The 13,786-nt window shown below is 66.1% G+C and carries 14 protein-coding genes; 12 read left to right on the top strand and 2 right to left on the bottom strand.

The features are described 5' to 3' along the window. The first annotated feature begins 119 nt into the window (after positions 1 to 119). From JNL31_RS09875 to JNL31_RS09825, 11 genes are all read left to right on the top strand, one after another. Positions 120 to 1,361, top strand: coding sequence for an ABC transporter substrate-binding protein (locus JNL31_RS09875; protein ID WP_294972878.1), 1,242 nt, complete (start codon positions 120 to 122; stop codon positions 1,359 to 1,361). A 109-nt stretch (positions 1,362 to 1,470) separates the two neighbouring features. Continuing rightward, complete coding sequence (locus JNL31_RS09870; protein ID WP_294972804.1) at positions 1,471 to 2,364, top strand: carbohydrate ABC transporter permease; 894 nt, start codon at positions 1,471 to 1,473, stop codon at positions 2,362 to 2,364. Then, complete coding sequence (locus JNL31_RS09865; protein ID WP_294972802.1) at positions 2,361 to 3,239, top strand: carbohydrate ABC transporter permease; 879 nt, start codon at positions 2,361 to 2,363, stop codon at positions 3,237 to 3,239. The genes JNL31_RS09870 and JNL31_RS09865 overlap by 4 nt, the downstream gene beginning before the upstream one ends. Positions 3,240 to 3,244: 5 nt before the next feature. After that, on the top strand, positions 3,245 to 4,357 hold the full coding sequence (gene ugpC, locus JNL31_RS09860) for a sn-glycerol-3-phosphate ABC transporter ATP-binding protein UgpC (protein WP_294972800.1): 1,113 nt from the start codon (positions 3,245 to 3,247) through the stop codon (positions 4,355 to 4,357). Next, positions 4,357 to 5,844: a GMC family oxidoreductase gene (locus tag JNL31_RS09855; RefSeq protein WP_294972798.1), complete on the top strand. Its 1,488-nt coding sequence runs from the start codon at positions 4,357 to 4,359 to the stop codon at positions 5,842 to 5,844. Before ugpC ends, JNL31_RS09855 begins: the two co-directional genes overlap by 1 nt. Next, the gene (locus JNL31_RS09850; RefSeq protein WP_294972796.1) at positions 5,841 to 6,599 is read left to right on the top strand and encodes a 3-ketoacyl-ACP reductase; all 759 of its coding nucleotides are present in this window, start codon (positions 5,841 to 5,843) and stop codon (positions 6,597 to 6,599) included. Before JNL31_RS09855 ends, JNL31_RS09850 begins: the two co-directional genes overlap by 4 nt. A gap of 2 nt (positions 6,600 to 6,601) precedes the next feature. Next, a complete protein-coding gene (locus tag JNL31_RS09845) occupies positions 6,602 to 8,182 on the top strand; it encodes an FAD-dependent oxidoreductase (protein WP_294972794.1) in 1,581 nt (526 codons plus the stop codon). Continuing rightward, complete coding sequence (locus tag JNL31_RS09840) at positions 8,179 to 8,484, top strand: Dabb family protein (RefSeq protein ID WP_294972793.1); 306 nt, start codon at positions 8,179 to 8,181, stop codon at positions 8,482 to 8,484. The genes JNL31_RS09845 and JNL31_RS09840 overlap by 4 nt, the downstream gene beginning before the upstream one ends. A 163-nt stretch (positions 8,485 to 8,647) precedes the next feature. Continuing rightward, the gene (locus JNL31_RS09835) at positions 8,648 to 9,817 is read left to right on the top strand and encodes a dihydrodipicolinate synthase family protein (RefSeq protein WP_294972792.1); all 1,170 of its coding nucleotides are present in this window, start codon (positions 8,648 to 8,650) and stop codon (positions 9,815 to 9,817) included. 7 nt (positions 9,818 to 9,824) lie between these two features. Then, positions 9,825 to 10,826 carry a LacI family DNA-binding transcriptional regulator gene (locus tag JNL31_RS09830; RefSeq protein WP_294972791.1) on the top strand — a complete coding sequence of 334 codons (1,002 nt, stop codon included), beginning with the start codon at positions 9,825 to 9,827 and terminating at the stop codon, positions 10,824 to 10,826. After that, positions 10,826 to 12,070, top strand: coding sequence for a glycerate kinase (locus JNL31_RS09825; RefSeq protein ID WP_294972790.1), 1,245 nt, complete (start codon positions 10,826 to 10,828; stop codon positions 12,068 to 12,070). The genes JNL31_RS09830 and JNL31_RS09825 overlap by 1 nt, the downstream gene beginning before the upstream one ends. Before the next feature lie 379 nt (positions 12,071 to 12,449). Here JNL31_RS09825 and JNL31_RS09820 read toward each other — a convergent pair whose 3' ends face one another. Further along, on the bottom strand, positions 12,450 to 12,722 hold the full coding sequence (locus JNL31_RS09820) for a hypothetical protein (RefSeq protein WP_294972788.1): 273 nt from the start codon (positions 12,720 to 12,722) through the stop codon (positions 12,450 to 12,452). A gap of 731 nt (positions 12,723 to 13,453) precedes the next feature. Here JNL31_RS09820 and JNL31_RS09815 point away from each other — a divergent pair. Continuing rightward, entirely contained in the window at positions 13,454 to 13,648 is a 195-nt protein-coding gene (locus JNL31_RS09815; protein ID WP_294972787.1) for a hypothetical protein, read from the top strand. Between the two features lie 15 nt (positions 13,649 to 13,663). Here the strand turns inward: JNL31_RS09815 and JNL31_RS09810 are convergent. Then, on the bottom strand, positions 13,664 to 13,786 hold a 123-nt coding region (locus JNL31_RS09810), incomplete at its 5' end, for an IS3 family transposase (RefSeq protein WP_294972876.1).

Genomic DNA, 13,786 nt, shown 5'->3' with positions numbered 1-13,786 from the left:
CGACGTTCTTCAACAGGAAACAGCAGTTCAACGAGAAATCGGTTGACGACAGAGAAGTTGCAACGTTTTAAATTCACTGTCCCAGAGGGACAAATCAAAGGGAGGAAGACATGACAATCATGAAACGCGGGTTCGTAGCCGCGGCGATGCTCATTGCCACGACCAGCCTGGTGAAGGCCGAAGACGTCGAGGTCCTGCACTGGTGGACCTCCGGTGGCGAGGCTGCCGCGTTGAACGTGCTGAAGGACAACCTCGCCAAGGCGGGAACCGGCTGGGTCGACATGCCCGTCGCCGGGGGTGGCGGCGAGGCGGCGATGACCGCGCTTCGCGCCCGTGTCACGGCCGGCGACCCGCCGACTGCCGTACAGATGCTGGGCTTCGACATCCAGGACTGGGCCAAGGAAGGCGCGCTCGCCGACCTGACCGCCACCGCCCAGGCGGAAGGCTGGGACAAGGTTGTCCCGGCCGCGCTCCAGGCCTTCTCGACCTATGACGGCAAATGGGTCGCCGCCCCGGTCAACGTCCACTCGACCAACTGGGTCTGGATCAACAAGGCGGCGCTCGACGCCACCGGCCTTGCCGCCCCGACCACCTGGGACGAACTGGTGGCCGTCCTCGACAAGATGAAGGAAGCCGGGATCACGCCGCTCGCCCATGGCGGCCAGCCCTGGCAGGAAGCGACCATCTTCGACGGTGTCGTCCTCGGCATGGGCGGAGACCTTTACAAGAAGGCCTTCATCGACCTTGACCCGGCGGCGCTGGGCGGACCGGAAATGGCCACCGCCTTCGACCACCTGATCAAGCTGCGCTCCTATGTCGACGACAACTTCTCGGGCCGCGACTGGAACCTGGCCTCGGCTATGGTGATCAATGGCGAAGCCGGCATGCAGATGATGGGCGACTGGGCCAAGGGCGAGTTCCTGAAGGCCGGCAAGGTGCCGGGCACCGATTTCGTCTGCATCCGCTTCCCCGGCACCCAAGGCTTTGTGACCTTCAACTCCGACCAGTTCGCCATGTTCAACCAGACCGACGCGGCGAAGCAGGAAGCCCAGGTCGCGATGGCCAAGGCGATCATGGACCCGGCATTCCAGTCGGCGTTCAACGTGGTCAAGGGCTCGGTTCCGGCCCGCACCGATGTGCCGAACGATGCCTTCGACGATTGCGGCAAGAAGGGGATGGCCGACCTGGCGGAAGCCAACACCAACGGCACGCTTTTCGGCTCGATGGCTCATGGCCATGCCGCCCCTGCTGCGGTGAAGAACGCCACCTATGACGTGATCACCGCGGCCTTCAACGGCGAATATGCCGATGGCGCCACTGCCGCCAAGGCGCTGGCCGACGCCGTCGCTGCCGCGCAGTAACCACCGGCAGGGGGCGGCCCCGGGTCGCCCCCCTCGACCCAAATTCCTTCGAAGGAATTTGGCAAAAGTTTTCGAAAACTTTTGCGCCCCGATCCAGAGGGAGGACTCCATGGCCACGACCGAGGCCGATTTCCGCACGACACTCCAGGACTGGCTGCCGAAGCTCGTCCTTGCGCCCTCCTTCGCCGTGACGCTCCTTTTCGTCTACGGCTTCATCCTGTTCACCGTGGTCCTGTCGTTCACCGGCTCGAAGATGCTGCCCAAATACGACTGGGTCGGTTTCGAGAACTACCAGAAGCTTTTCGCGCTGCCCGCCTGGAACACCGCGATCGTCAACATCGCGATCTTCGCCACGCTTTACATCGTCATCTGCACCCTGATCGGGCTGATGCTGGCGATCTTCCTTGACCAGAAGATCCGGGGCGAGGGCGTTCTGCGCCCGATCTATCTCTACCCGATGGCGCTTTCCTTCATCGTCACCGGCACCGCCTGGAAATGGTTCCTGGATCCCGGCATCGGTCTTGAGAAGATCATGCATCTCTGGGGCTGGGAGTCGTTCTCCTTCACCTGGATCAAGGATGGCGAGATGGCGCTCTACACCATCGTCATCGCCGCCGTCTGGCAGACGAGCGGATTCGTGATGGCGATGTTCCTGGCGGGCCTGCGCGGCATCGACAACGAGATCCTGAAGGCCGCGCAGATCGACGGGGCCTCGAACTGGCAGCTCTACCGCCGCATCGTAATACCGCTCCTCCGCCCCGCCTTCCTCAGTGCCTTCGTCATCCTCAGCCACCTCGCGATCAAGTCCTACGACCTCGTCATCGCGCTGACCGGCGGGGGCCCGGGCCGGGCGACCGAGATGCCCGCGACCTTCATGTATTCCTACACCTTCACCCGCAACCAGATGGGCATTGGCGCCTCGTCGGCCGTGATCATGCTGATGACGATTGCCGCAATCATGGTGCCCTACCTCTACGCCGAGCTGAAGGAGAAGAAGGCATGAGCGCCGTCACACAGGACACCGCCGTCTCCACCGGCCGCGCGACCCGCGCCTTCCTCTACCTCGTCCTCATCCTGTTTGCGCTCTTCTACCTTCTGCCCTTGTACGTCATGGGGGTGAACTCGCTGAAACCCCTGCCCGAGATCACCGGGGGCAACATGATGGCGCTGCCCCAGACCTGGACGCTCGACCCCTGGCGCTCGGCCTGGTCCACCGCCCAGATCGGCGTCGAACCCACCGGCCTCAAGCCCTATTTCCTGAACTCGATCCTGATGGTCGTCCCCGCCGTCGCCATCTCGACCATCGTCGGCGCTCTGAACGGCTATGTCCTGACGAAATGGCGCTTCCGGGGGGATACCTGGGTCTTCGGGCTGATGCTCTTTTCCTGCTTCATCCCGTTCCAGATCGTGCTGATCCCGATGGCCGTGGTCCTCGGCAAGCTCGGCCTCGCGGGCTCGGTCCCCGGCCTGATCCTCGTCCATGTCGTCTACGGCATCGGCTTCACCACGCTCTATTTCCGCAACTACTACGCCAGCTTCCCGACCGAACTGATCCGCGCCGCCCAGATCGACGGCGCCGGGTTCTTCCGCATCTTCTGGCGCATCCTCCTGCCCGTCTCCGGTCCCATCGCCGTTGTCAGCGTGATCTGGCAATTCACCAACATCTGGAACGATTTCCTGTTCGGCGTCAGTTTCGGCGGCACCTCGCAGCCGATGACGGTGGCGCTCAACAACCTCGTCCAGTCCTCGACCGGCGTGAAGGAATACAACGTCCACTTTGCCGGCGCGATCCTCGCCGCGCTTCCCACCCTCTTCGTCTACATCGTCGCGGGCCGCTATTTCGTGCGCGGACTGATGGCAGGCTCTGTGAAAGGCTGACCCCGATGGGCTTTCTCGACATCCGCAACGTCACCAAGTCCTACGGCAACGTAGAGGTCCTGCACCGCGTCGACATCGCGGTCGAGGAGGGTGAGTTCCTCGTCCTCGTCGGCCCCTCCGGCTGCGGCAAGTCCACGCTCCTGAACATGATCGCGGGCCTTGAAGCCATCACTGGCGGCGAAATCGCCATCAAGAACCGCGTCGTCAACGGCGTCCACCCCTCGAAGCGCAACATCGCCATGGTGTTCCAGAGCTATGCGCTATACCCGAACATGACCGTCGGACAGAACATGACCTTCGGCCTCGAAATGCACGGCGTCCCGAAGCCCGAGCGGGACAAGGCCCTCGCCTCGGTCGCAAAGCTCCTCCAGATCGACCACCTTCTTGACCGCAAGCCCGGTCAACTGTCGGGAGGCCAGCGCCAGCGCGTCGCCATGGGTCGCGCCCTCGTCCGCAACCCCGACGTCTTCCTCTTCGACGAGCCGCTTTCGAACCTCGACGCGAAACTCCGCGTCGACATGCGGACCGAGATCAAGAAGCTGCACCACAACCTCAAGACCACCATCGTCTACGTCACCCACGACCAGATCGAGGCGATGACGCTCTCCACCCGCATCGCGGTGATGAACAAGGGCTTCGTCCAGCAGCTCGGCACGCCCAAGGAGATCTATGACACCCCCGCGAACCTTTTTGTCGCCACCTTCATGGGCAGCCCGGCGATGAACATCGTCCCTGCGACCGTGGTCATGGAAGGTGGCCAGCCCCACGCCGCCGTCACCGATGCCGAAGGCCAGGTCCGCAACCTGCGCTTCAGCCAGCCCGGCCTTGCCGCCTGGGAGGGCAAGCCCATCCTCCTCGGCATCCGCCCCGAGGCGATCACCGACCCGGAGGGCGCCGACCGCAAGTCGAGCAACATCCAGCCACTGACCAACCGCGTCACCGTCACCGAACCCTCCGGCGCTGACACCTTCGTCACCATGACGCTTTCCGGCAAGGACGTGATCGCCCGGATGCGCGCCGACGCCAATGTCACGGCGGGGCAGGTCTTCGACTTCGCGGTGAACATGGAGAAGGCCGTCGCCTTCGACCCCGCAACCGAGGACCGGATCACCGCCTGATGGACGCTGACGTCATCATCATCGGCTCGGGCATGGGCGGCTCGACGCTTGCCGCCGCCCTTGCCCCATCCGGCCGTCGCGTCCTGATCCTGGAACGCGGAGAAAGGCTGAAGGATTCACCCGAGGCCCGCAATCCGTCCGCCATCTTCCGTCGCGGCCATTTCAAGCCGAACGAAACCTGGCGCGACATTTCCGGCGCCCCCCTGCACCCGGGCAACTACGCCTATGTCGGCGGCAACACCAAGTTCTACGGCGCCGTGCTCCTGCGCTACCGGGCCGAAGATTTCGCTCCCCTGCGCCACATCGACGGCACCACTCCCGGCTGGCCGATCACCTACGAGACCCTCGAACCCTTCTACTCCCGCGCCGAAACCCTTTACCGCGTCCGGGGCGATGTCGCGGGCGACCCGACCGAGCCCCCGCACTCCGTCCCCTATCCCTTCCCCCCGGTTCCCGACGAACCCGACATCGTCACCCTCCGCCAGGCCTTCCAGACCCAGGGCCTCCACGTTTCCGCACTCCCCCTCGGCATCGACATCGGCGCCTGGCTGAAGCGCGCGCCGACCGGCTGGGACGCTTTCCCCGATACCACCGGCGCCAAATCCGACGCCGAAAGCTGTGGCCTGGCCGAGGCACTGAAGCACCCGAACGTCACCTTGATGACCGGCGCAAAAGTCACGCGCATCCTCTCGCAGAAACGGCGGGTGACGGGCGTCGAGTTGGAACGTTCCGATGGCGTGCAGCACCTGACCGCCCCCATCGTCGTCCTTTCTGCCGGGGCGATCCTCTCCTCCGCCCTCCTCTTCGCCAGCGCCAACGACGATCACCCGACCGGCCTCGCGAACCGCTCCGATCAGGTCGGCCGCAATTTCATGAACCACAACCTGACCGGCATGGTCGCCTGGAATCCCTTCCGCCGGAACCGCGCGGTCTATGAGAAGACCATCCAGATCAACGACTTCTACCTGACCGGTGGCCCGAACGGCGAACCCTTGGGCAACATCCAGATGCTCGGCCGCATCACCGGCCCGATCCTCGCGGGCGAATCCGGCCTGCCGCTCTGGCTTTCCCGCCTCATTGCCGACCATTCGATCCACATCATGGCCATGTCGGAAGACCTGCCCGACCCGAACTCCCGCGTGCTCTGGAAGAACGGCGAGGTCGTCCTCGACTGGCGCCGCACCAACACCCGCGCGCATGATCTGCTGGTGCAGCGCCTGAAACAGGCCATGCGCAAGGCGGGCTGGCCCATCACCCTGTCGCGCGGCTTCCCGAAGTCGAAGCCCTCGCACCAATGCGGCACCAACCGCATGGGCGCCGATCCCGCGACCTCGGTTGTCGACGTGAACCTGAAAGCCCACGATCTCGACAACCTCTACATCTGCGACGCCTCGGTCCTGCCGACCTCGGCGGGCGTGAACCCCTCGCTCACCATCGCCGCCCTTGCCTTGCGGGCTGGCGATCACATCGCGAAGGCCTTGCCATGAGACCCCTGGCCCTCATCACCGGAGGCCAGCAGGGCATCGGCCTCGGCATCGCTCAAGCCCTGGCAGGGCAGGGATTCCGCCTCGCCATCGCCTCGCTGCCGCCCACCGATGACCCGACCGTCCGCGACGCCCTCGCCACGCTCGGCCCCGGCGCCCGTTACTACCGGCACGACCTCGCCGACCTTACCGCCATCCCCGCGCTCCTCGAAGCCATCGAGGCCACTCAAGGCCCGCTTGACGCCCTGATCCAGAACGCCGGGGTGGCCGCGAAGGTGAGGGGCGACATGCTCGACCTCACGCCGGAAAACCTGGACTGGATCATGGGCATCAACCTGTCCGGGGCCTTCTTCCTGGCCCAGCAGGTCGCGAAGCACATGCTCGCCACAACCAGCCCGCACTACCGCTCGATCACCTTCGTCACCTCCGTCTCCGCCCGGATGGCCAGCCCCGAGCGTGCCGACTACTGCATCTCCAAGGCCGCCGCCTCCATGGCCGCCCAGACCCTTGCGCTGCGCCTTGCCCCCCATCGCATCGGCGTCTTCGAACTTCGCCCCGGCATCATCGAGACCGGCATGACCGCCGGGGTCAAAGGCAAATACACCGCCCGCATCGAAGACGGCCTCGTCCCTATGGGCCGCTGGGGCCAACCATCCGACATCGGCCAGGCCGTGATCCCCCTCGTCACCGGCCAACTGGCCTTCGCCACCGGCGCGGTGATCCCCGTCGACGGCGGGCTGTCCATCGAAAGACTGTAAGCATGACCGAAGGCTACGACTACATCATCATCGGCGGCGGCAGCGCAGGCTGCGTCCTCGCCGCCCGCCTGACCGAAGACCCCTCGGCCCGCGTCCTCCTCCTTGAAGCCGGGGGCCGCGACCGCCATCCGTTCTACCACCTGCCCGCAGGCTTCGCGAAGATGACCAAGGGCATCGGCTCCTGGGGCTGGCAGACCGTTCCCCAGCGCCACATGAACGGCATGCAGATCCGCTACACGCAGGCGAAGGTCATCGGCGGCGGCTCCTCGATCAACGCCCAGCTCTACACCCGCGGCAATGCGCTCGACTACGAGGACTGGCGCCAGATGGGCTGCACCGGCTGGGGCTACGAGGACGTGCTGCCCTATTTCCGCAAGTCCGAGGTCAACGACAGCTTCGAAAACCGTTTTCATGGGCGTGAGGGCCCCCTCGGCGTGAGCCAGCCCCGCGCTCCCCTGCCGATCTGCGAGGCCTATTTCGCCGCCGCGGCCGAGATTGGCATCCCGAGGAACCGCGACTTCACCGGCGAGGCGCAAGACGGCGTCGGCTTTTATCAACTGACCCAGCGCTGGTTCCGCCGCTCGTCCACCGCCACCGCCTTCTTGAAACCCGCCCTGAGCCGCCCGAATCTGACGCTGAAAACCGGCCAACAGGTCCTGCGCATCGTCACCGAAAAGGGCAGGGCCATCGGCGTCGAAACCCCCGAGGGCACGATCCGCGCCACGACCGAGGTCATCCTCGCCTCCGGCGCCATCGGCTCCCCCCGCCTCCTGCAGCTCTCCGGCGTCGGACCCGCCGACGATCTACGGCGCCTCGGCATCCCCGTGATCCTCGACCGCCCGCAGGTTGGCGCCAACCTGCAAGACCACCTCGACCTCTTCGTCATCGCCGAATGCACCGGCCCCCACACCTATGACCGCTACGCCAAGCTGCACTGGTCCGCTCTCGCGGGCCTGCAATACCTCCTGACCCGAAAAGGTCCCGTCGCCTCCTCGCTCTTCGAGACCGGCGGCTTCTGGTATGCCGACCCCTCCGCCCGCTCGCCCGACATCCAGTTCCACCTCGGCCTCGGCTCCGGCATCGAGGCCGGCGTCGCCGCCATGCCGAACGGCGGCGTCACCCTCAACTCCGCCTTCCTCCGCCCCCGTTCCCGCGGCACCGTCCGGCTGGCATCAAGCGACCCGACAGCCGCCCCCCTGATCGACCCGAACTACTGGGAAGACCCTTACGACCGCGAGATGTCGATCCAGGGCCTGAAGCTCGCGCAGGAGATCATGCGCCAGCCCGCGCTGAAACCCTTCGTCCTCGCCGAGCGCCTCCCCGGCCCCGCCGTGAAGACCGATGCGGACTACTTCGACTATGCCGTGAAGAACGCCAAGACCGACCATCACCCCGCCGGAACCTGCCGCATGGGCGCCGACCCGGAAGCCGTCGTCGACCCCCAGCTCCGCTTCAACGGGATCGAGGCGCTGCGCGTCGTCGACGCCTCGATCATGCCCACCGTCGTCTCCTCCAACACCAACGCCCCCACCATCATGATCGCCGAAAAGGCCGCCGACATGATCAAGGAAGCCAGCAGATGATCCGCCACATCGTCCTCCTGAAAGCCCGCCTGGACGTCACCGAGGCCCAGATCGCCACCATCTTCGCCGACCTCCACCGCCTCGACCTCCCCGGCCTCCTCGCCATCCATTCCGGCCGATCCGAAAGCCCCGAAAAGATCGAACGCGGCTACCTGCACGGCTTCACCGTCGACTTCACCGACTGGCAGGCGCTTGCCGCCTACCAGGACCACCCCGACCACAAGCGCGTCGGTGCTGCCCTCACTGCGGCAGCGCAGGGCGGCATCGACGGCATCCTCGTCTTCGACCTCGCCATCCCATGAACCCCGCCCTGATGCCTTTCACCTGGCGACAAATATCCTCCGGGGGTTTGGGGGTGGAAAACCCCCGGCGCCCGAGCCGGTTGGCGCTTGCGCCAGAGGCGAGACAAAAGGCTTGCGCGCCAGCGCTCCATTCTGAAACCGCCCCCATCACGGGACCCCGCCCATGCTGATCCTGCCCACCGCCAACGCGAGCCTCGAACCCTACCGCCTCACCGGCACCCCCCTGACCCCGCGCGCCCCGAGGCTGCCGCTCACCCGCACCGCCTTCGCCGCCGCCCATGTGGTCAGCGACCCCCTGCGGGAGAGGAACCCCTGGGACAGCCGCCCCGCAGTCGACTGGGACGCGACCCTCGCCTTCCGCCAGCACCTCTGGGACCAGGGCCTCCACCTTGCCGAAGCGATGGACACCGCGCAACGCGGCATGGGCGTCGACTGGCCGACCGCGCTGGAACTGATCCAGCGCACGATGGCTGCCGCCAAAGCTCACCCGATGCAGCCCCGCGTTGCCTGCGGTGCCGGAACCGACCACAAGACGCCGCAAGACCTCGCCACACCCGATGCCATCCTCGCCGCCTACACCACCCAGGCCGAAGCCATCGAGGCGGCGGGCGGCCAGCTCATCCTCATGGCCTCCCGCGCCTTCACCGCGATCAACGCCACCCCCGACATCTACCACCGGGTCTACCGCGCCCTGATCGACCAGGCGGCGCAGCCGGCGATCCTGCACTGGCTCGGCGACATGTTCGACCCCGCCCTCGCCGGTTACTGGGGCACCACCGATACCGACAAAGCCTCCGACTTCGTCCTCACCCTCATCGCCGAGAACCCTGCCAAGGTCGACGGCATCAAGATATCCCTCCTCGACCAGTCCCACGAGGAAGCCTTCCGCGCCCGCCTTCCCGCAGGCGTCCGCCTCTACACCGGCGACGACTTCAACTACGCCCCGCTAATCGAGGGCGACGGCGCCCGCCATTCCCACGCGCTTCTCGGCATCTTCGCCGCCATCGCCCCCGCCGCTGCCCAGGCGCTTGAGGCCCTGGCCGAAGGCGACCACCAGACCTATCACAAACTCTTCGCCCCGACCGTGCCGCTTAGCCGCGAGATCTTCCGCGCGCCCACCCGCTTCTACAAGGCCGGCATCGCGTATCTCGCCTGGCTTAACGGCCACCAGACCCACTTCATCATGCCCGCAGGCTTCCAGTCCTCGCGCGACATCACCCACTATGCTGCCGTCTTCCGGCTGGCCGACCAGGCAGGCTTGCTTTCCCGCCCCGATCTGGCAGAAGCCCGGATGAAGACCCTCCTCGCCCTGCACGGGATCGACCAGAACTGAAGGTGCCATGGACAAGCGGCCGACGATCATCGACGTGGCGACCCGCGCCGGGGTGTCGAAATCGACGGTCAGCCTTGTCCTGCAACAAAGCCCGCTGGTCAGACAGGAGACCCGCGAAGATGTGCGCCGCGCCATGGCCGATCTCGGCTATGTCTACAACCGCGCCGCCGCCAACCTGCGCTCGGCCAATGCGGGACTGATCGGGCTTGTCATCAATGACCTTCGCAACCCGTTCTTCACCGAATTCGCGACCTCGCTCCAGATGGCGCTGTCGGCGCGCGGCTATGCCACCGTCCTTGCCAACACCGACGAAGACCCCGCGCTCCAGGCCCAGGTCGTCGGCGCGATGCTGGAACACGGCGTCTCCGCGCTGATCGTCTCCCCTGCCTATGGCGATGAGGCCGCAACCTTCGATGCCATCGCCCGCGCCAGCGTCCCCGCGCTGCAGGTCCTGCGCCAGGTGGTGGACACTGCCCGCTTCCCCTTTGCCGCACCCGACTACCCGACCGGTTCGCGCCTTGCGACCGAACACCTTCTGGCCAACGGCGCGCGGCACATCGCCTTCGTCGGCGGGCTTGAAGGCCGCGCGGTCACGCAACTGCGCATGTCGGGCTATCTCGCTACCCTCGCCACCCACAGCCTGACGCCCCTCCACCTGCCTGGCCGCCCCGGCCGCGCCTTCGGGCGCGAGGCCGCCCGCCGCCTCGCGCAAGAGCATCCGGCCATCGACGCGGTTATCTGCTTCAACGACCTCACCGCGCTCGGCCTCTTGACCGGCTGCGCCGAACTTGGCCGCAGCGTGGGGGCGTCGCTGAAGATCGTCGGCTTCGACGACATCGAGGATTGCGCGCAGGCCTTTCCCGCCTTGTCTTCTGTCCGCTGCGACATCGCCGGTTTCGGGCGCCAGATGGCGGAAACCGTGCTGAAATGGCTGGAAGAGGGGGTGCGCCCGCCGCCAGAGACGGTTACACCCGTCACGCTGATCCCCCGCGCGTCGAGCCAGAGCTGATGATCCCAGACCCCGCCGCCTTCCTCCGCCAGCTCTTCGATCGTGCCGTCGAGGTCGCCGATCCGATGCGCTCGCTCGCCCGCTTCCTGCCGGAAAAGCCGAAAGGTCGCCTCATCGTCATCGGAGCGGGGAAAGCCTCCGCCCGCATGGCCGAAGCGGTCGAGGCCGAATGGGGCCCCTGCGAGGGCCTGGTCATCACCCGTTACGGCTACGGCCGCCCCTGCCAGGGCATCAGGATCGTCGAGGCCGCGCATCCCGTGCCCGATCAGGCCGGGGTCGATGCCACCGGACAGATGCTCGCGCTCCTGGACGGGCTCACCGAAGACGATACCGTCCTCGCCCTCATCTCTGGCGGCGCCTCCGCGCTTCTCTGCGCCCCGGCAGCGGGCATGACGCTCGCCGAAAAGCAGGCGGTCAACGCAGCCCTCCTCGCCTCGGGCGCCCCGATTTCGGCGATGAACACCGTCCGCAAGCACCTCAGCCGGGTGAAGGGCGGCCAGCTTGCCGCCGCCGCATACCCAGCGCGCCTGCTCGCGCTGATGATTTCCGACGTGCCGGGCGATGATCCGGCCTTCATCGGCTCCGGCCCGACCGTGGGCGACGCCACTACCCTCGGCGACGTCCGCGCCCTCCTCGACCGCTGGCAAATCCCCGTCCCTGCCTCTGCCCGCGCGGCCCTCGCACGATCCGGTGTCGTCCCCCCCGGAGACCTGCGCCTTTCCCGCACCGAAAATCTCCTCTACGCCGCCCCCGCCCAATCCCTCGCCGCTGCCACCGATCTGGCTGCGCCCCTGGCCGAGGTCCGCACCCTTGGCGACAGCCTCGAAGGCGAGGCCCGCGAGGTCGCGCGCGCTCAGGCCGCCCTCGCCATCGACATTGCCGAAAGTCTGAAGCCCGGCGACCGCCCCGTCCTCCTCCTCTCCGGCGGCGAGTTGACCGTGACCCGCACCGGCGACGGGGTAGGGGGCCCGAACGCCGAGTTCTGCCTCGCCCTGGCACTTGCACTCGACGGCCATCCGCAGATGCACGCGCTGGCCTGCGACACCGACGGCGTCGACGGAGCCGCCGAGGTCGCGGGTGCCGTGATCGGTCCCAACACTCTGAAAACCCCGGGCGCCACCGAGGCGCTGGCCCGCAACGACGCCCACAGCTACTTCGCCCGCGCCGGGGCGCAGGTCGTCACCGGCCCGACGCTGACCAACGTCAACGATTTCCGCGCGATCCTGATCCAGTCCCCCGGCTAAGTCTCATTCTTCGTCTGCAAATATCCTCCGGGGGTTTGGGGGTGGAAAACCCCCAACGCCCGAGGAGGAGGCGAAGCCCGACGACGAGACAAAGCTGCGCGCGCCAGCGCTCGATTTAATACCACCCCAACCCACCACGCGAGTCCCCTCCACCGGCGGAGAGGGCAGAGTAGGAGGGCGCCCGACCGAAGTCTTGCCAATCCGTTAACGCCCACGGCTAACAGATTGACTCAAAACGAGTATCCCATTCTGTCCACCGTGGACACTCCGCCCAACCGGAATCCGTCGGCCACACGCGCGCCCCGCTGCCTCTCCGTCTCCCCGATGATGGATGGGATGGACTTTATATTTTAATCAAATAAATCCAAAGCATTAGAAGTCATGTGCTTCTTATGTGCTCCTGATGTGCCCCTTGGGTCTCTGCCGTCCGTCCAATTTTTGAGCCTATTTCCGAAGGCCCAACCCCCCGGATCTGGTCGAGCACCTCTCGCTCGGTGCGGTCCATTTCCTCGGCAATGGTCGAGATGTCGGAGCCGTTCTCGAACATCACCCGCAGGTCAGCGTCAGCCTCGGGCGTCCAGGCGGCCCCTCGGAGGGCCCGGGCGAAATTGTAGTTGGCGACCTTCGCCGGAACTTCGACGGTCTCTGACATGGAATACCCCGACCCCAAATGGTGTTGATGGTGAACCAGGTGAAGCGGGCGCGATGATCTCGAGGGATCGAGCGGGATAGACCGGGATCAGGTAGAGCAGATCGTGGTCATTCTGGATCTCGAGGTAGCGGGGGCCGGCGGTCAGGTGGGTGACCCGGTGGAACCGCCCCAGCACGACCTCCAGCTGCAAGGCGGCGACGTTGATCATGGCAGGCAATCTTCCTTGTGGATGAGGGCGAGCGCCTCGCGGAGCAGGTCGAGGGGGACGTCGATCATGAGGTCGTGATCGAGGTTCAGCGGGGGTAGGGGCACCTGGTGAGGTACATGTCGAGGAGCTCCCGGACGTCGGATGGGCCCACGCTTCGTCAGCTGGCTCAGGAGGGGCCTCCTCGAGGTCGTCGGCGGGGGTGGTAGCCGAAAAGTGCCAATGGCCCGGGTTGACGCAGAATGGAGTCCTGCAGAGCTGAGTGCCTCGGCCACCGGGGGCGTCGGTGATCAGCTCCTGGATGACCCGGTGAACCTCCTGCCGGATAACCTCGAACATGAGCCGGGGGCGGGTCTTGAGGGTGACGGGGGCCATGTAGCAGCCCCCGTCATAGGCCCGGACCCGCCGGAGGATGTAACGGGTAGGGGGGGCCTTGGTGGGCCAGGGGAGGCACCGCTCGATCGCGGTGCCCGGGGTGAACAATTCTGGGCACTGAAGCTTGCGGATGATCCTCTGGCGGATGTCCATGTCAGAGGACCAGCGCTTCGGTGACGACCCGGCGGATGCCTTTGGGCAGCGGCTGGGGGTTGCGGTTCTTCGTGTCGAGCTTGTCGACGACCGAGAGCGTCGAGCCGTTTGGCCAGAGCAGTATGTCGTCGGACTGGAACTGGCCCTTGAGGGCCTCGGACGTGTCAGCCTCGCAGCTTTGACCGGGGTTTGAGGTGCCCCTAGTTTCCTAGACACCTGCCTCGTTCAGTTTCTGCTGCCTGATTTCGAAGTCAACGGGCGACAGCATGCCGTTGTTCGTGTGCTTGCGCTTCGGGTTGTAGAACATCTCGATGTAGTCAAACACGTCCTG

This window comes from Tabrizicola sp. (genome assembly GCF_016792905.1).
In the GTDB taxonomy this organism is placed as follows: Bacteria; Pseudomonadota; Alphaproteobacteria; order Rhodobacterales; family Rhodobacteraceae; genus Tabrizicola.
This window is presented reverse-complemented; position numbering and strand designations above follow the sequence as displayed.